This window comes from Streptomyces sp. W16, assembly GCF_033194735.1.
Lineage (GTDB): Bacteria > Actinomycetota > Actinomycetes > Streptomycetales > Streptomycetaceae > Streptomyces.
This window is the reverse complement of record NZ_JAWOAI010000196.1, coordinates 1-16,849: the sequence shown is the minus strand read 5'-3', so window position 1 is coordinate 16,849 and position 16,849 is coordinate 1. Positions and strand designations below refer to the sequence as shown.

Below are 16,849 nucleotides of genomic sequence, written 5' to 3'. Positions count from 1 at the left end.
CGGTCCGTCGACAGTTCGGCACCCGGTTCGAACGGCTCGCCCGGCCTCGGTGTCGCGACGGCCTGGCCCACCGCCTCCGCCGCGTCCGCGGTCCACTCGCCGGGCTCGGCCCATGCGTGCAGCGCCAGGTTGAACGTGCCCCAGTGGATGGGCAGGAGCACGCCGTGCGGCTGCCCGCCCTGGAGGTCGAGGTGGGCGCGCATGCCCTCCTCGGGAGTCATGTGGATGTCGGGCCAGAACTCGCTGTAGGCACCGATCTGGATCATCGTGGCGTCGAACGGGCCGTGCGCGGCGCCGATGTCCTTGAAGCCCTCGAAGTAGCCGGTGTCGCCGCTGTGGTAGATCCGGTGCTCGTCACCGGCGACGACCCAGGAGGCCCAGAGGGTGTGCTGGGTGTTCCGCAGTCCCCGGCCGCAGAAGTGGCGGGCCGGGGTCGCGGTCAGGGTGAGGCCGCCGACCTTGGTCTCCTCGTGCCAGTCCAGCTCGCGCAGCCGGTCGGCGGAGATCCCCCAGTGCTCCAGGTGGGCGCCGACGCCGAGCGGCACGGCGAACAGGGTGTCCGTGTCGGCCAGCGCCTTGATGGTGGGCATGTCCAGGTGGTCGTAGTGGTCGTGCGAGATGACCACGACGTCGACTGGACCGAGGGCGGCCAGTGGCAGGGGCACCGGGTGCAGCCGCTTGGGGCCGGCGAACGGGAACGGGGAGCAGCGCTCGCCCCAGACCGGGTCGAAGAGGACCCGGTGGCCGTCGATCTCCGCCAGCACGCTGGAGTGGCCCATCCACGTCAGGCGCAGCCCGGTGGCGGCGGGCCTGGCCAGGTCGGCGAGGGTGGTGGCGTGCACCGGCAGCACGCCGTCGGGGGCGCGGCGGGCGCGCTGCTCCTTGTCGAGGTAGGACTTGCCCATCTCGCGCATCGTGCCGCCGGACGGGCGGACGTTTGTATTGCCCCCGGGGTTCTGGAAGACCCCGTCCTTGAAGTGGGGGGATCTGCGGATGCGCGCCATGCGCTCGCCGCTCGGGTCCGCGCCGAAGGCCGCGGGCCGCAGCTCGCGGAGCCCGGAGCTCAGGGTACGGATTCCGGTCACGATTCCTCCAGGTGGAGTCGGTCAGGCTTTCCATTATGGTCGACCCCTGTGACAACGCCGGTGCATCGGCTTCGCGGGGCCCGTATTCCAAGGAAAGACCAAAGTTCCGCGCCCGGGGTTGACGCTGCGGGGTGGAATTCGATCTTCCGTTGACAGGATGCGGCACCGCTTCCGATACTGACTCGCCGTTCAGTACCCGCCGTTCAGTACCCGCCGTCCGGTACGCGCTTCGGCACTCGCCCTGTCGGCCTACGCCGCGAGGAGTCCGTATGACCGCCCCCTTGATGTCCCTCACCTGGACCGACCACGTCACCGGCCGCCAGGGCTTCCTGGTCGTCGACCGGCTGGTGCGCGGTGTGTCCAGCGGCGGACTGCGGATGCGGCCGGGCTGCACCCTCGACGAGGTGGCGGGGCTCGCCCGCGGCATGACCATGAAGGAGGCGCTGCACTACGACCCGGCGGGCCGTTACATCCCTCTGGGCGGCGCAAAGGGCGGCATCGACTGCGATCCCCGGGACCCGGTGTCGTACGGCCTCCTCGTGCGGTATCTACGGGCCATGCGGCCGTACGTCGAGAGTTTCTGGACGACGGGTGAGGACCTCGGGCTCAGTCAGGACCTGGTCGACCGGGCCGGTGCGGAGGCGGGGCTCGTGTCGTCGATCCAGGCCGTGTATCCGCTGCTGGACGACGAGGCCGCGGCGCGGCGGCGGCTCGCGGACGCCTTCGCGGTCGAGGTGGACGGCATCGGACTCGACGAACTGGTCGGTGGCTGCGGGGTCGCCGAGTCGGTGCTCGCGGCACTGGACCGGGCGGGTGTGCCGTACGCGGGGACACGGGTCGCCGTGCAGGGTCTGGGGACGATGGGCGGGGCCACGGCACGGTTCCTCACGCGGGCGGGGCTGGCGGTGGTGGCCGTGGCCGACGTCAAGGGCACGATCGCGAACCCGGCCGGGCTCGACGTGGACGCGCTGCTCGCGGCACGGGACGCGTACGGCACCGTGGACCGGTCCGTGCTGCGCCCCGGCGACCGCGAACTCCCGGGCGAGGCCTGGCTGTCCGTCGAGGCGGAGGTCCTGGTTCCGGCCGCGGTGTCGTACGCGGTCGACACCGCGAACCAGGGGGCGGTCACCGCGCGTTGGATCGTCGAGGCGGCCAACATGCCGGTGCTGCCCGAGGCGGAGGAACTGCTGTCGGCGCGCGGAGTCGTCGTACTGCCGGATGTCGTCGTGAACTCCGGGACGAACGCCTGGTGGTGGTGGACCCTGTTCGGCGACATCGGTGCGGACGCGGACGAGGCGTTCGCCCACACCCGGCGTTCGATGCGCGCCCTGATCGACCTGGTGCTGGCCCGTGCGGAGGCCGACGGCACGACACCGCGCGCCGCCGCGCACGCGATCGTCGCCGACCGGCTGCCGGTGATCGCGGAGCGGTTCGGCTGGTACCGGTGAGGCACGGGGCATCACCTTCGCGGGCCACGGAATAGGGTGACCGCGTGGCGAGAGTGCGGTTGGGCGTGGCGGAGCGGCGTGCGGAGTTGCTGCGGGCCGCCGTCGAGCAGATCGAGGCGCGGGGTGTGGCGGCGGTCAGAATCGCCGACGTGGCCTCGGCGCTCGGGGTGAGCAACGCGCTGGTGCTCTACCACTTCTCGACCAAGGAGAAGCTGGTCGCCGCCGCGTTCGCCCATGCCGCCGAGGACGATCTCGCGCATCTGCGCAAGCTGCTCGGCCGTCGTACGACCGCGCTGCGCCGGCTGCGGGCGGCAGTGCGCTGGTACGCGCCGACCGGGCAGGCCAAGGGGTGGCGGCTGTGGATCGAGGGCTGGGCGGCGGCACTGCGCGAGCCCGCCCTGCTGGAGGTGACGCGCGATCTCGACCGGCAGTGGAAGCAGGCGCTCGCGGAGGTCGTCGCCGAGGGAGTGCTCGCGGGCGAGTTCCACTGCCCGGACCCGAACGCCGCGGCCCTGCGCCTCACGGCCCTCCTCGACGGCCTGGCCGTACAGATGACGGCGTACGCGGGCGCGGTGTCGCGGACGCGGGCCCTGGAGTGGGTCGACGAGGCGCTCGCGCGGGAACTCGGCCTGGAGCAGGCGGCGTTGACCGCTCCATGAAACGGGCGGCACCGACCGCCCGTTGAGCGGCCGGCGCTCTTCGGCAGCGGGGAACAGCCCGCGGTCACCCTCGCGCCACGGGTCCGTCCCCCTTCGCGCACCGCCCCTGTCGCTCCGTCAAGCGACCGACTCGATCCGCATCTTGATGTCGTCGGGAGACAGCGCGCCCTTGGCCTCGGCGTGGTCGCCCGAGGACTCGCCGCGCAGTCGGCGTCCGATCCACGGCACCAGGTACTCGCGCGCCCAGTGCACGTCGTCGCGCCGGACGTCGAGCGTGCCGCGCGGCGGCAGCGGGGGCCAGGGCTGGTCCGGGTCGGCCGGGACCTCGACACCGAGGACCTGGCCGGCGCGGAGCGCCACGCGCGTGTGCCCCTCGGGAGAGAGGTGGAGCCGGTCGCCGTCCCAGGCTCGCCGGTCCTGGACCGTCTTGAGGGACCACAGGTCGAGCACCGGGCAGCCGTACCGGTCGGCGATGGCCCGCACATGTCCGTTGTAGGTGGCGATCTTGCCGCGCAGATGCTTGAGCACGGGCACGCCGCGGGTGTCGAAGCCAGTCGTCACCATGACGGTCCCGACGGCGGCGGTGAGGTCGGACACCGCGCGTTCGAAGCGCTCGGCGACCTCGTCGGGGTCGGTGCCCGGACGGATGATGTCGTTGCCGCCCGCGGCCAGAGAGACCAGGTCAGGCCCGATCTCCTTGGCCCGGGTGAGCTGATCGGCCACGATCTGGTCGAGCAGCTTCCCGCGCACGGCCAGGTTGGTGTACTCGAAGTCGCCCTCGGGCCGCCGGTCCGCGAGCAGTACCGCGAACCGGTCGGCCCAGCCGACCATCGCCCCGTCGGGCCCGGGGTCGCCGACGCCTTCGGTGAAGCTGTCCCCCACCGCCACGTACGACCCGATCACTGATCTGTTGTCACTCTTCGAATCGTTAGCCACAGCAACCATAATTCACCCTGGACTGTGACCTACGCGATCGTATTTTGGGGTTGACGGGCGGTGAGATAAGCCACTTGTAAAGGGTTGTCCAAAATCGGAATAAGCCTCTGATCAGGGGCGTTGATCCCGGGAACTGCCCTGCGCCGGGCTGCGATGTCAGCCGACGGTGACGCCGTGCGAGCGGAGGTAGGCGACCGGGTCCACGTCCGAGCCGTAGTACGGCGTGGTCCGGATCTCGAAGTGCAGGTGCGGGCCGGTCACGTTGCCGGTCGCGCCGGAGAGGCCGATCTGCTGCCCCTCGGTCACAGTCTGGCCGGCCGAGACGGACAGCTGCGACATGTGGGCGTACTGCGAGTACTCGCCGTCCGCGTGCCGGATGACGACCTCGTTGCCGTAGGCGCCGTCGTAGGCCGCCGAGACGACCGTACCCGCGGCGACCGCCTTGACGGTGGTGCCGGTCGGGACGACGAAGTCGACGCCCGTGTGATAGCCGCTGGACCACATGCTGCCTGCCACGCGGTAGCCGGTGCCGATGGTGCCGCCGGTCACGGGGAGGGTGTAGCCGCTGGAGGTGCTGGTGGTGTCGGAGCTCTGCTTCGCCGACGTGTCCTTCGACGAAGAAGAGGAAGACGAAGTGGACGAGGAGCCGGACGACTTGGTCGTGCTCGCACCCGTGTCCGTGCTCGTGCCCGTCGTGGCCTTCTTGCCGAGGGAGAGCTTGAGGCCCGGGTGGATCAGTGACGGGTCGCCGCCGATGGCCTCGCGGTTGTCCTGGTAGATCTTCTTCCAGCCGCCGCTGACGTCCTGGTCCTCGGCGATCTTCGCGAGCCAGTCGCCCGCCTTCACCGAATACGTCTTGACGCCTTCGGTCTTCGCGGTCGCCGCCTTCTGCGTCACCGTCTTCTCGGTCGCCGGAACCGACTGAACGGCCTTTTCCGGAGCGGAAGTCGAAGTGGCCGCGTGGGCGCCGGTGGCTCCCATGAGCGGAAGGGCGAGCGCGGCGCCGCCGGTTCCGGCTACGGCTATCGAGCGGGTGAGGAGCTGGGACTTCGGACGGCGGTGCTTACCCTTCGCGGGCATGAAGAATTCCTCTCCGGCGCCTGCGGGGTGAGCTGTCGGGTGCGGGCTGGAGATGCCCGGCCGCGCGCTGGTCGCGGCTTTACCCCAAGCCCGTTCCGGAGACCGGAACAGGCGTCTTACCTGTGGGTCCCCCGCTCCTGCCGCATACGGGTGGGTGTGTGCGGAGTCCGGTCGGCGGCAGGATTGGGCGTCCGTCCGGATTGGTGGCGAACGTAAGCGAGGAAGACGCAAAGGGACAAGCAGGAGGTTCCACGGTTTTGGGTTTCCTGTGATCTCCTGTGGGAATTCACAGTCACCCTCCGTGAATTCCCACCCGACTTCTCCCTCAATTCCCCTGGAAAAGCATGCCAATTACGTGAACATGACGAGCGACGTACGGTCACGGATATGACGCTGCTCACGTACAACCCCTCAGGTTCCCTTATTCCAGAGCGAGTTGTAACGAAGGCTGCAATTCGGGCAGAACGCTCAGATGCGACGCAGCCGGAGAACCGTCGCATCGAGGTCACCGCGCAGTCCGGTCCGCAGCCCGTGGTGCAACAGGACGGCGCCACGGTGCACTTCGCCCGTTTCGAGGCATTCGTACGACGCTGTCGGGTCGAGCCCGCGCAGCCGGAGCGCCGGTACCGGCTCGCCGTAGTGCTGTGCCTGGAGCAGGGCGAGGACGACGGCCTCGTCGCCGCGCACGTACTGGACGGCGCTCAGTCCGCCGGTCGGCGGGCGCAGCCGGTGGAGGTCGCCGTGCTGCACGAGCGGCCGGATCTCCTTGTAGAGGCCGATCCACTCGCGGGCCTCGGCGAGTTCCTCCTCGGTCCACTCCGAGAGGTCGCCGCCCACGCCGAGCACCCCGGCCATGGCGCTCACGAAGCGGAAGCGCAGGCTGCTGACCCGGTCGTTGAGCTGGGTGTTCGGGCTGTCGGTGACCCAGGCGGCCATCACGCGCGCGGGGTGGATCTGGCTGAAGCCGTGCTGGATGGCGAGCCGGTCGAGCGGGTCGGTGTTGTCCGAGGTCCACACCTGGTCCGTACGGCTCAGGATGCCGAGGTCGATCCGGCCGCCACCGCCCGAGCAGGACTCGAAGGCCACCCCGGGGTGGGCCTCCCGCAGCCGGTCCAACAGGGCGTACAGGGCGCGCACATGGTCGACCCAGAGGCGCTGCGGATAGGCGTCGCCGGGCCAGCCCGCGTCGGTGAAGCAGCGGTTGAAGTCCCACTTCACGTAGTCGATCGGGGCGCTGGAGAGCAGTCCGTCGAGCTGCTCCCAGAGGTATTCCTGGACGTCCTCGCGGGCGAGGTTGAGGACGAGCTGATTGCGGAACTCCGTCCGCTTTCGTCCCTCTTGGTACTGCACCCAGTCCGGGTGGGCGCGGTACAGGTCGCTGTCCGGGTTGATCATCTCGGGCTCGACCCAGATGCCGAACTGCATGCCCAGTGCGTGCACGCGGTCTGCAAGGGGCTTGAGGCCGGCGGGGAAGCGGTCCGGGTTGGGGGTCCAGTCGCCGAGTCCTGCACGGTCGCTGGTGCGGGCGCCGAACCAGCCGTCGTCGACCACGAACAGCTCGACGCCGGCCGCCGCCGCACGCTGGGCGAGCACCTCCTGCTGCTCCTCGGAGATGTCGAACTGCGTGGCCTCCCAGGAGTTGTAGAGCACCGGGCGGTCCCGGTCGGCGTCCGGGATGACGTACGTCCGCTGGTAGGCGTGCCAGGTGCGGCTGGCGCCGCCGAAGCCGGCGTCGCTCCACAGGGCCGCGAAGAGGGGCGTCGTGAAGGACTCCCCGGCCGCGAGGCTCAGCAGCCCGGACTCGTCGTACCCGGCGCCGCCGGTGATCTGTACGCGCGCGTCCGGGAGTTGGGCCACGGCGATCCGCCAGGACCCCGACCAGCCGAGGGCGCAGCCGTAGACCTCACCGCGTTCCTCGGTCGCGTCGGTGTCGAGCGCGACCCAGGGGAGGTACTGGTGTCCGGTGTGGCCGCGCCGGCTGCCGATGACCTTCTCACCGTAGGTGAGGGGGGAGCGCACCAGCCGTGACTCGGCGGCCCAGCGTCCGTGCACGTGCGACAGCTGCCATGCTTCCCGGTCGGGCAGTGTCCAGGTGGCGGAGTCGGCGCGCAGCAGCTCCAGCGGCTCGGTCCCGTCGTTGTCGAGGACCGTCCAGCGCTCCACGACGTCGCCGCGCGTCCGGTAGTGCAGGGTGATCGCCAGTCCCGCGTCGCGGAAGCGGAGCCGCAGTTCGTCGCCGTCCGTGTCGTGGCGGTCGAAGGTCCACTCGGTGCCGCGCCGCTCCGGCGTGCGTACCGACAGGGCGGGCCGGACGAAGCGGGGGCCGCCCTCGACCGGGTACTCCTCGCGTCCGTCGAGCGGGGACTCGAAGGAGGAGCCGCCGGGGAGCGGGCGGGCGGCGAGTTCCTCGGCGTCGGCGAGCGCGATACGGGGACCCCAGTGGAGATGGAGCAGTTCGTCGCGCTCGGTGAGATGGACGGCGTAACTGCTCGTGGGGCCGGACAGCACCCACGTACGGCCGTTCTCGGCGGTCTCCAGCATCAAGTCCCTCACAGATTCGAACAAGTCCACTCAAGCGTCAACATCATCAATGGTGCGGGACCTGCGAGGCAACGCCTGTGGAGAACTCATAGCCTGTGGAAATCCATGTCACACGGTCGGGTCAGCGATGCCGGCCCGGCCCGTTCAGCACTCCGCTGAAGCCGGCCAGGACGGAGGGGTTGGCGGCGAGCCAGGCCCGTACCCGGTCCACCCCGTGCCCGTCGGCCGGACCGGACCGGAAACAGGTGTCCAGGGTGTCGAGCAGGGCGCCGACCGCACGGCGGGCCAGTGGTTCGCGCACCCGGTCGTGCGCCTGGGCGGCGCGGTCCCTCCACAGCCGCGTCTCGTCGGCCGCCGAGGAGGTGGGCGGGCCGAACGCCGCGACGACCATCAGGCCGAGGGCGGACATCGCTCTGCGGTCGAGCGGTGCCGTGGGGCTGTCCCAGACTCCGGCGAAGATCGCCCGGGCCTCCGGGAAGCGGTCTCCGTGGAAGGCGAGTGCGCCGCGCAGGATGGCCGCGGCGGCGCGGAGATCGTCCGCGCCCAGTTCGTCGGCGAGCCGCGCCACCTCCGCGAGCCGGTGCTCGGCCGTCGCGATCGCGCCCTCCCCGATGTCCAGGCAGACGATCCGCAGCGCGGTGTACGCGTAGAGCGCACGCGCGCCGATGGAGCGGAGGACGAAGGTCGCTTCGGTCCAGTGCCGGCGGGCCCGGTCGCGGAAGCCGCCGCTCTCGTCCGCGTCGCCGCAGAGCACGAGGGAGAACGCCCGCGCGTAGTCGTCGCCCGCGGCACGCGCCGCCGAGACGGCGGTCAGGCCGTGCGCGCGGGCGCCGTCGATGTCGCCGCGCTGGAGGCAGTACGTCGTCCAGTTGGTCTGCAGGACCGCCCGGTCCCAGTGGAAGGCGGTGCCCACGATGCCGTTCTCGGCCCGTACGAAGAGTTCCTCCACGTCGTCGTGGCGCCCGCTCAGCATGGCGTGGAACGGCTCGTGGCATGCTCCCAGGACGGCGAGGGCGGGATTCTTCGCCCGCCGGCACGTCACCTGGTACTGGTCGATGAAGATGCCGGCCTCGGCATGCCGGCCGACAACGTGGCTGAGCCAGACGAGCCAGGTGAGCGCACGGAAAAGCGCCAACTCGTCCGCCTCGGTGGGCTCCGCGACGTCGTAGGCCCGCAGGCTGCGCCGGAGTCGGTCGATGCCCTCCTCCTCCCGGCCGCTGATGGTCCAGTAGTAGGCCCGTCCCGCTTCCAGGCCCAGTGCCTCGGCTGTTCTCCCCCGGGCCATCAGGAGGTCCGAGGCCGCCCTGACGTTGGCGGATTCCGCGGTGTGCCGGCTGATCCACTCCCCCTGGTCGCCGGGCGCGATTCCGGCGGCGCTCCCGTGCACGAAGCGCAGGGCCCACGCCATGAAGCGTTCCTCCGCCTCGGCCGCCCGCCCTTCGCCCCGGAGCCGGTCCAGCGCGTACTCGCGGACCGTCTCCAGCATCCGCAGCCGGCTCCCGTCGGGCGTCGGGACAGTGAACAGGAGGGATTTGTCGACCAGTTGGGCCAGCACCCGCAGGGTCTCGTGACGGTCCGCCGCCGGGAGGGAGAGCGCCGTCTCCGCCGTGTCGAGGGAGCAGCCGCCGACGTACAGGGCGAGTTCGGTCAGCACCCGCTGCTCGGTCGCGTCCAGGAGGGCGTAGCTCCAGTCGAGGACGGCGCGCAGGGTGCGGTGCCGGGCAGGGGCGGTCCGCTTCCCCTTGGCCAGCAGGGCGAAGCGGTTGTCGAGGCGGCGTTCGATCTCGCGCACCGGCAGCAACCGCACGTGTGCGGCGGCGAGTTCGACCGCGAGCGGCAGGCCGTCGAGTCTGCGGCACAGCGAACGGATGTCATCCGGCACCGACCCGTCCGCGGTGAAGGCCGGGTCGATCATGAGAGCCCGGGTGCCGAACAGGTCGGCGGCCTCGGCGTCGGACATCGGCGCGAGCGGGAACAGCCTCTCGCCCGCGACGGCCAGCGGCGCCCTGCTGGTGGCCAGGACGGTCAGTGCGGGGCACCGGCCCAGCAGGACCGCCGCCAGCGGGGCGACCGTGTCGAGGAGATGCTCGCAGTTGTCGAGCACGAGGATGGCCTGACGCTCCGTCAGGAACGAGGTGAGCCGGTGCACATAGTCGTGCGGCGGCTGGTCGGGCCGTACCGAGGCGTCCGACAGACCCAGCACCGCGGCGATCGCCGGGAGGACACCCGTGCCGTCCGCCGCGGCCAGATCGACCCACCACACGGCGTCGTACGAGGACGTCATCGACGCGCAGGTCTCCAGCACCAGGCGTGTCTTGCCGACACCACCAGGCCCTACGACGGTCACCAGCCGCTCCCGCTCCAGGGCCGCACGCAGCCCGTCGAGGTCCGCCCCGCGGCCGACGAACGGCCCGAGGGGGTGGTCGGGCCCGCCCCGGCCGGGTGCCGGCCGGGAGTCGGCGGGTGCCGGGAGCAGTCGTACGGTGTCCGTGGCCGCCGTCCCGGGAGACCGGTCGCGGGCGAGCAACTCCTCGTGCAGGGAGCGGAGTTCGGCGGAGGGGTCGACACCCAGCTCGGAGCGGAGCAGTCTGCGGCCCGCCTCGTACACGTCCAGGGCCTCGGCGTGGCGTCCGCAGCGGTGGAGGGCGAGCATCAGACGTGCGCGGGACCGTTCGCGCAGGGGTGCGGCGGAGACAAGTGCCGTGAGTTCGGGGACCAGTTCGGCCGCGTGGCCGAGTTCGAGACCGGCGGTGGCCGCGTCCTCCCGTGCGCCCAGGCGCAGTTCCTCAAGACGCAGCCGCTCGGCGTCGAAGACCCGGGCCTTCAGACCGTCCAGGGCGCGGCCCCGCCACAGCTCAAGTCCCCGGCGCAGAACGTCTTCCGCCTTCCGGTACGCCCCTGCCGCCAGGTGCTCACGCCCCTCTTGGACCGCCGCCTCGAATCGGACCGTGTCGAGGTCGTCCTCCGGCGCCAGCACCAACTGGTAGCCCCCGTAACGGGATTGAAGGCGCCGGCCGCCGCCGTGTGTCGCGAGTGCCGCGCGCAGCTTCGTCATCTGGACCTGGAGCGCGTTGACCGGGTCCTTCGCCCCGCGCTCCTCCCACAGTTCGTCGATGAGCGTGTCCCGGTGCACCACCGCTCCCCCGGCCAGCAGGAGTCGGCCGACGATCGCGCGGGAGACGGCACCCGGCAGAGCGACCACGCCGCTCCCGTCGGCCAGTTCCAGGCGGCCGAGGAGCCGGAAGCGGATGCCGTCATCGTTCATGTCCGGACCTTCGTGCACGTCGGCCACCGTACGGAGGAGGTGGCGGTTACCCGCAAGGGTTGCTGGTTCCCGTTGGGTACCATCGCTGGATGACGAAGACATCGGGCCTCTGCGACGACCCCAAGAGCGTCTATCTGGCGGCCTGCCCCTGCCGCGACATGCTGGACCTGCTCGCCAACAAGTGGAGCGCCCTCGCCCTGGGCGCCATGGAGGACGGCCCGCAGCGCTTCGGCGCACTGCGCGCCCGGCTCCAGGGCGTGAGCCCCAAGGTCCTCACCCAGACGCTGCGCCGCCTGGAGGACTACGGTCTGGTGGACCGCCGGATCTACGCCGAGGTACCGCCGCGTGTCGAGTACAGCCTGACCCCGCTCGGCCTGGACGCCTGCGCCCCGCTCGCCCATCTGCGCACCTGGGTGGAGCAGAACATAGACCGGTTTCCCGACTCCGACTGACCCCACCTGGACACTTCCCAATGGGAAGTAAGCTCCCTTGAAGGTTACTACCTCCCGATGGATACCGTTCGGAGCGTGGCCGCGGCCCTTCACCGGCCATCGCACGAATCGAGGAGATCCATGATGAGCGTGACCCCGAAGACGATGCCCGCCGTCGGCTACCTCAAGAGCCTGCCGATCGACGACGACGAAAGCCTGCTCGACCTCGAACTGCCCGTCCCGCAGCCAGGTCCGCACGACCTGCTGGTCCAGGTCGAGGCGGTCGCGCTCAACCCGGTGGACTACAAGGTCCGGCAGGGCAACGACCCGGGCGGCGAGCCCAAGGTGCTGGGCTGGGACGCCGCCGGCACGGTCGTCGCGGTCGGTGACCGGGTGGAGTTGTTCGAGGTCGGCGACGAGGTCTTCTACGCCGGGGCGATCGACCGGCCGGGCACCAACTCCCGCTTCCACGCCGTCGACGAGCGCATCGTCGGCCGCAAGCCCACCACGCTCTCCTTCGCCGAGGCGGCGGCACTCCCGCTGACCTCGCTCACCGCCTGGGAGGGCCTGTTCGAACGCCTCGGTCTGCGCCAGAGTCCGGAAGAGACCGGCACGCTGCTGGTGACCGCGGCGGCGGGCGGGGTCGGGGCCATGGTGGCCCAGCTGGCCCGGGCCCTCACCGGCCTGACCGTGATCGGTACCGCCTCCCGCCCGGAGACCGTCGAGTTCGCGCGCCGTATGGGCGTGACACATGTGGTCGACCACCATCACCCCCTGCCCGCGCAGGTGGCCGAGGTGGCACCCGGCGGGGTGGACCACATCTTCGGCACGGCCGGTACGGACCGGAACCTCGCCGCGTACGCCGAGATCCTCAAGCCGTTCGGCGGGCTGCTGGCCATCGACGACTTCGGTGCCGTGGAGATCGGTCTGCTGAAGTCGAAGAGCATCTCCTTCCACTGGGAGCTCATGTTCACCCGTTCCCTGTACCAAACCCCGGACCAGGCGGCGCAGCACCGCATCCTCGGCGAGATCGCCCGGCTGGTGGACGAGGGCAGCCTGCGGACCACGGCCACCCGGGACCTCGGCACGATCAACGCCGCCCATCTGCGCGAGGCGCACCGCATCCTGGAATCCGGCGCGACCATCGGCAAGGTGACGCTCACCGGATTCTGATCCGCCGGTGAACCTCCCCCTTCCTCCCCTCGTTTACCAAGCGGAAGAGGAAAAGGCTTTCTCGTAACCACGGAAAGGTGACGAGCATGCGGGTCATGAGGTTCACCCCGGAGCAGCGCGTAGACCACGTGCTCCGCTGGGCAGCGGAATGGAACGGCGCGCGACGGGGACGAAGTATGTGGGCCTACTCGCTCAGTCTGGGGGGCTCTCATGCCCTGCTGAACGACTGGGTCAACAACGAGCGGCTCATGGATCTCCTCACCTCCGAGGAGAGGAGATCCGTGAATGAGGCGCGTGAGCGGGCGAGACAATAGCGTTCCCCAGTATTCCGAAGAGCGGCCGACACCGGATGTTTCCGGTACCGGCCGCTCTTCTCCGTCCTGTTCAGCGATTCCGGCTGCGTCTGCGGTGCGACTCGGCGTAGGCCTGCGCACGGAAGACGAGCACCGGGTCGTCGGAGAGCTCTGTCCCCGGGGTGACCCGGGTGGGGTCGAACCGCTGCGCGGCCCAGTAGTCCTGGTCCTCGACCGGCGCGGTGAGTTCCAGGCGTCCGGCGGTGATCTCCTTGCGCTGCTCCGGCCAGGCGACGGCGGGGTCGTGCGTCGGATCGTCCTCCTCGGCCAGCTGGACCTGGAGGGTGAACGCCACCGGGCCCCGCCCGAGGCGCTGGTGGAGTTCCTCGGTCAGGTACTGGTCAGGGCGGGTGGCCGCCTCCTCGGCGGAGAGTTCCGCGCGGCCGGCCTCCGGCTCCCAGCGGTAGCGCACCGGCTGTCCGTTGCCCGCCGCGTCGGTCCAGACGAACGCGTGGATCGCCCAGTAGGCGGCGGTGTCGTAGCCGACCGGCACCGGTGGGCGCTGTGTGACGGCCTCGGCCAGGTGCGGATGGGCGGCGACGTAGGCCTGCACCCTGCTCATGTCGGGTGCCCCGGTGGCGGGGTCCGGCCGTAGCGCCTCGGTCAGTTCGAGGAACTGCCCCGGGGTGGAGGCGACGAACAGCGGAACCGTCATCGCGACGAGGTCGGTGTCGCCGCCGTCCGGCAACTGGAACCGGACCGCCATCCCCCGCGCCACCGGCATGTTGTCGCGCGAGCGCGGATTGCCCTCCGAGTTCGAGAACCGCACGATGACGGGGGTCGGCGGGCCCTGGAGATGGGCCGCCGTGGTGAGGCCCGCCGCGTCGCCGGTCGGAGTGAACGTCGCCCTGCAGCAGACGCCCCGCGCGCCGGAACGCCGGTGTCCCGGATACAGGCCGTGCATGCGTTCCATGCTGTCGACGACCTGCTGGGCGGTGGGCAGGTCTGCGGGGATGCTCGACATTTCGTTCCTCCACGACGGAAGTGAGGTGCCGCGAACACGGTGCCCGTCACATTCCGGTACACGAGGAGGACCGCAGAAACGGTTCACACACCTGAGGCACACGCCCCGGCACCGCCTACGGGGTGTAGCCCCGCTCCGCCAGCGCGGCCCGAAGTGCCTTGAGTGCCAGGTGTGTCCGGGACTTGACCGTGCCCGGCGGGATGCCCAGCATGCTCGCCGTGCGGGCCACGGACTGGTCCAGGAACTCGACGTGGACGAGGATCTCGCGATGCTGCAGCGTCAGGTCCGCCAGGGCCTCACGCACGATCTTCTTGGTGAGCGCGGGGTCGACGTGTTCCGGGCCGGGCAGGTCCCGCAGCGCGGTGTCGACCGTCTCCGGCGGGCGGGCCTGCCGGGCGCGGTAGCCGTCGATGACGAGGTTGCGGACGACGGTGACGAGCCAGGGCCGGATGCCCTCGGCCCCGGGGTCGAGGATGTCGGCGTGCTGCCAGGCGCGCAGGACCGCTTCCTGGACCAGGTCCTGGGCCTGGTGACTGTCGCCCCGGAGCAGTCCGGTGGCCACTCTCAGCAGGTACGCGCCGTGTTTGTCGTAGACGGCGCGGATGAACGCCTCGTCCCGCGCCCGGTCACGCGTCGCGCCGTCCGGGCGGCCCGGCCGGATGTCCCGGATCGCTGTGCTGTGTTGCCTCATTGCCACGTTCCCCCAGTGCGCCGTGGTCCTGCGCAGCGCACCAATTCGTTGAAAGCTGAACGGGGAAACCTTGGGAGGGACCTCTTGCCGCCCGCTTGATGTCCGCTTTCCCCGCCCGCGCCCGTGAGGACAGGCGCGGGAAAGGAAGCGGACAGCGCGCACGCGCGCGTGCCGGGTCACTACGGCCGGGCTACGGGCGGGTCCTTGGCCAGGGCGGCCCGGACCGCCGCCTCCCGCAGTTCGGGCAGTTTCCCCGACCAGTCGCCCAGCAACTCCTCGGCGGGCAGCAGCCGGACGGCGGCGAGCGCGGTGCGGATCTCACCCACCTCGCCCGCGCAGGCCGGGCACTTCCCCACATGGCCGCCGACGCGTACGGCCTCTTTGGGATCGAGGGCCGCCATGGCGTAGGCGGCCAGTTCGGTTCTCTCCTGCTCGCATGTCACCGTGCGGTCTCCAGCCTGCCGACGCCGTCCGTTCCGTCCCGGCCCATTCCGGTGTCCTGCTCCTGGGCGCGGTCTATCCCGGGGTGATGGTGTGGTTGTTGACCCGGAAGAGGTTCCGCGGGTCGTACCGCCGCTTCAGGCGGCGCAGCCGGGCCAGGTCGGCGGCGGTGAACACGTTCTCCGCCCGGTCGTCACGGCCGGCGAAGTTCGTGTACGTGAGACCCGTGGACCACGGGCGCAGCCTCTCGACCATCCCGCCCAGCATCGCCGTACCGGCCTCGACGACCTCCGGCGGTCCGACCGTCGCTCCCCACACGTTGAACACCGCGTCCCGCGCGGCGACGGGACCCGCCGCGGCCGGCCGGGCCGCCAGTGCCCCGCCGAGATGCCTCAGCTCCAGGACCGTGACGAGACCGCCGGCGGCCACCTGGGCGCTCTCCACCAGGGAGTCGACGGCGGCGGCCGGCAACTCGGCCAGCAGGGCGCCCTGTTCCTCGTACGGGAAGGGTTCCGCCGGGTCGGTGTGCACAAGGGCGTACGAGCCGTAGGGGTGCCGGGCGATCGTGTCGAGGATCCCCGTGCCGATGGCCCGGAAGGGGGCGATGAGCTTCTCGGCCTCCTCGTCGGTGCCGAGGTGGGTCACCCTGACGTGGGCGAGGAACCGGCCGCGCAGCGGTTCGGGTATCTGCGGGACCGGCGGGAAGTTCAGCAGCGCCACCGAGCAGGTGAAGGCGTCGGGCGCGGCACGGACCACCTCGGGGAAGGCGCGGAGCACGGCCTCGACGTCCTCGGCGGGGAAGTAGAGGCCGCCGCCGTAGAAGGAGGTCACCGGGAAGAGCCCGATCTCCAGTGCGGTCACCACACCGAAGTTGCTGCGTCCGCCGCGCAGGCCCCAGAAGAGGTCGGGTTCGGCCTCCGGGGACACGCGGCGCGGTGTGCCGTCCGCCGTGACCACCTCGATCGCCACGACATGGTCGGCGGCCCAGCCGTAGGACCGGCCCAGGAAGGGGCTGAGTCCGCCGCCGAGGGTGAAGCCCACGACTCCCACGTCCGGGCTGGACCCGTTCAGCGGTGCGAGTCCTTCCTCCTGAGCGGGCCCCACGACGTCCGACCAGCGTGCGCCCGCGCCCACGCGGGCCACTCCACGCTCGATGTCGATCTCGACCGTGCGCATCGCACCCGTCGTGACGAGCAGGAAACCGTCCTCGGCCGGGAACGGCTGGTGCCCGGTGGCCATGACCCCGACGGGCAGGTCGTGCGCGCCGGCGAAGGCGACCGCGGTCCGCACATCGGTGGCGCTGCCGGCCGCGACGACCAGGCGGGGCCGCTGCCGCGACCGCAGGTTGAACCCCGCGACCGCCGCCTCGTAGCCCTCGTCGCCCGGGACGAACACGGATCCCCCGATCCGGTCGGCCAGTTCGGTGACGGCTTCTTCGCCGACAGCGGTCCGGCCCTGGTACTCGGTCATGCTGCTGTGCCTTTCGTCGGAGCGGCGGCCACCCGGGAAGCAGGCGGAAACGGCTCCCCGACGCGACCGGGTGCCGTCCGATGGCTGCTACGGCGCACACCCCGAAGAGGTTCACGGCCCGCGCGGGCCGTGTCGGCGATGGTTCGGGGCGGTCAGCAGAAGGCGGCGAGTACCGAGGGGCCGTCGGCGAGCCAGGCGCGCACCTGGTCCCTGCCGTCCTGCCCGCCCGCCCTGGAACGGTGGTGGGCGTCGAGCCTGTCCAGCAGTACGCCCATGGGACGGCGAACTGTCCCGTGTTGGCCGGGTTGGACG

Annotated in this window: 13 protein-coding genes and 1 riboswitch; of the genes, 4 read left to right on the top strand and 9 right to left on the bottom strand. The window is 71.1% G+C overall.

What is annotated here, in order from left to right:
- On the bottom strand, nucleotides 1–1,085 hold a 1,085-nt coding region (locus R6V09_RS25240; protein WP_317883705.1), incomplete at its 3' end, for an MBL fold metallo-hydrolase.
- Nucleotides 1,086–1,354: 269 nt separating this feature from the next.
- Between R6V09_RS25240 and R6V09_RS25235 the strand changes: the two genes are divergently transcribed.
- Nucleotides 1,355–2,533, top strand: coding sequence for a Glu/Leu/Phe/Val dehydrogenase dimerization domain-containing protein (locus tag R6V09_RS25235; protein WP_317883704.1), 1,179 nt, complete (start codon nucleotides 1,355–1,357; stop codon nucleotides 2,531–2,533).
- A 44-nt stretch (nucleotides 2,534–2,577) separates the two neighbouring features.
- On the top strand, nucleotides 2,578–3,192 hold the full coding sequence (locus tag R6V09_RS25230) for a TetR/AcrR family transcriptional regulator (RefSeq protein WP_317883703.1): 615 nt from the start codon (nucleotides 2,578–2,580) through the stop codon (nucleotides 3,190–3,192).
- A gap of 117 nt (nucleotides 3,193–3,309) precedes the next feature.
- On the opposite strand, the gene R6V09_RS25225 is transcribed toward R6V09_RS25230, so the two are convergent.
- From R6V09_RS25225 to R6V09_RS25210, 4 genes are all read right to left on the bottom strand, one after another.
- Nucleotides 3,310–4,095, bottom strand: coding sequence for an SGNH/GDSL hydrolase family protein (locus R6V09_RS25225; RefSeq protein ID WP_317883702.1), 786 nt, complete (start codon nucleotides 4,093–4,095; stop codon nucleotides 3,310–3,312).
- A gap of 189 nt (nucleotides 4,096–4,284) precedes the next feature.
- A complete protein-coding gene (locus R6V09_RS25220) occupies nucleotides 4,285–5,208 on the bottom strand; it encodes a M23 family metallopeptidase (protein ID WP_317883701.1) in 924 nt (307 codons plus the stop codon).
- A gap of 2 nt (nucleotides 5,209–5,210) precedes the next feature.
- Nucleotides 5,211–5,375: riboswitch (cyclic di-AMP (ydaO/yuaA leader) on the bottom strand.
- Nucleotides 5,376–5,676: 301 nt separating this feature from the next.
- Nucleotides 5,677–7,749 carry an alpha-galactosidase gene (locus R6V09_RS25215; RefSeq protein WP_317883700.1) on the bottom strand — a complete coding sequence of 691 codons (2,073 nt, stop codon included), beginning with the start codon at nucleotides 7,747–7,749 and terminating at the stop codon, nucleotides 5,677–5,679.
- A gap of 121 nt (nucleotides 7,750–7,870) precedes the next feature.
- Nucleotides 7,871–11,014 (bottom strand): AfsR/SARP family transcriptional regulator, encoded by a 3,144-nt coding sequence (locus R6V09_RS25210; protein ID WP_317883699.1) that lies wholly within the window; start codon nucleotides 11,012–11,014, stop codon nucleotides 7,871–7,873.
- 89 nt (nucleotides 11,015–11,103) lie between these two features.
- On the opposite strand from R6V09_RS25210, the gene R6V09_RS25205 reads away from it, so the two are divergent.
- Both R6V09_RS25205 and R6V09_RS25200 read left to right on the top strand, forming a co-directional pair.
- Nucleotides 11,104–11,466, top strand: coding sequence for a winged helix-turn-helix transcriptional regulator (locus R6V09_RS25205; protein ID WP_442810128.1), 363 nt, complete (start codon nucleotides 11,104–11,106; stop codon nucleotides 11,464–11,466).
- A gap of 123 nt (nucleotides 11,467–11,589) precedes the next feature.
- The gene (locus tag R6V09_RS25200) at nucleotides 11,590–12,618 is read left to right on the top strand and encodes a zinc-binding alcohol dehydrogenase family protein (protein WP_317883706.1); all 1,029 of its coding nucleotides are present in this window, start codon (nucleotides 11,590–11,592) and stop codon (nucleotides 12,616–12,618) included.
- A 384-nt stretch (nucleotides 12,619–13,002) separates the two neighbouring features.
- Here the strand turns inward: R6V09_RS25200 and R6V09_RS25195 are convergent, their stop codons facing one another.
- The 4 genes from R6V09_RS25195 to R6V09_RS25180 form a co-directional block, all read right to left on the bottom strand.
- On the bottom strand, nucleotides 13,003–13,935 hold the full coding sequence (locus R6V09_RS25195) for a catalase family peroxidase (RefSeq protein WP_317883698.1): 933 nt from the start codon (nucleotides 13,933–13,935) through the stop codon (nucleotides 13,003–13,005).
- Between the two features lie 115 nt (nucleotides 13,936–14,050).
- Nucleotides 14,051–14,626 (bottom strand): sigma-70 family RNA polymerase sigma factor, encoded by a 576-nt coding sequence (locus R6V09_RS25190; protein ID WP_317883697.1) that lies wholly within the window; start codon nucleotides 14,624–14,626, stop codon nucleotides 14,051–14,053.
- Nucleotides 14,627–14,805: 179 nt separating this feature from the next.
- On the bottom strand, nucleotides 14,806–15,069 hold the full coding sequence (locus R6V09_RS25185; RefSeq protein WP_317883696.1) for an anti-sigma factor family protein: 264 nt from the start codon (nucleotides 15,067–15,069) through the stop codon (nucleotides 14,806–14,808).
- A 73-nt stretch (nucleotides 15,070–15,142) separates the two neighbouring features.
- Entirely contained in the window at nucleotides 15,143–16,537 is a 1,395-nt protein-coding gene (locus R6V09_RS25180; RefSeq protein ID WP_317883695.1) for an FAD-binding oxidoreductase, read from the bottom strand.
- Between the last annotated feature and the right edge of the window lie 312 nt (nucleotides 16,538–16,849).

What these genes read in the sequence shown, in the direction of transcription:
- R6V09_RS25215 (WP_317883700.1), bottom strand. Translation starts at nt 7,749, where the DNA reads ATGCTGGAGACCGCCGAGAACGGCCGTACGTGGGTGCTGTCCGGCCCC.
- R6V09_RS25220 (WP_317883701.1), bottom strand. Translation starts at nt 5,208, where the DNA reads ATGCCCGCGAAGGGTAAGCACCGCCGTCCGAAGTCCCAGCTCCTCACC.
- R6V09_RS25200 (WP_317883706.1), top strand. Translation starts at nt 11,590, where the DNA reads ATGAGCGTGACCCCGAAGACGATGCCCGCCGTCGGCTACCTCAAGAGC.
- R6V09_RS25205 (WP_442810128.1), top strand. Translation starts at nt 11,104, where the DNA reads ATGACGAAGACATCGGGCCTCTGCGACGACCCCAAGAGCGTCTATCTG.
- R6V09_RS25180 (WP_317883695.1), bottom strand. Translation starts at nt 16,537, where the DNA reads ATGACCGAGTACCAGGGCCGGACCGCTGTCGGCGAAGAAGCCGTCACC.
- R6V09_RS25235 (WP_317883704.1), top strand. Translation starts at nt 1,355, where the DNA reads ATGACCGCCCCCTTGATGTCCCTCACCTGGACCGACCACGTCACCGGC.
- R6V09_RS25210 (WP_317883699.1), bottom strand. Translation starts at nt 11,014, where the DNA reads ATGAACGATGACGGCATCCGCTTCCGGCTCCTCGGCCGCCTGGAACTG.
- R6V09_RS25190 (WP_317883697.1), bottom strand. Translation starts at nt 14,626, where the DNA reads ATGAGGCAACACAGCACAGCGATCCGGGACATCCGGCCGGGCCGCCCG.
- R6V09_RS25195 (WP_317883698.1), bottom strand. Translation starts at nt 13,935, where the DNA reads ATGTCGAGCATCCCCGCAGACCTGCCCACCGCCCAGCAGGTCGTCGAC.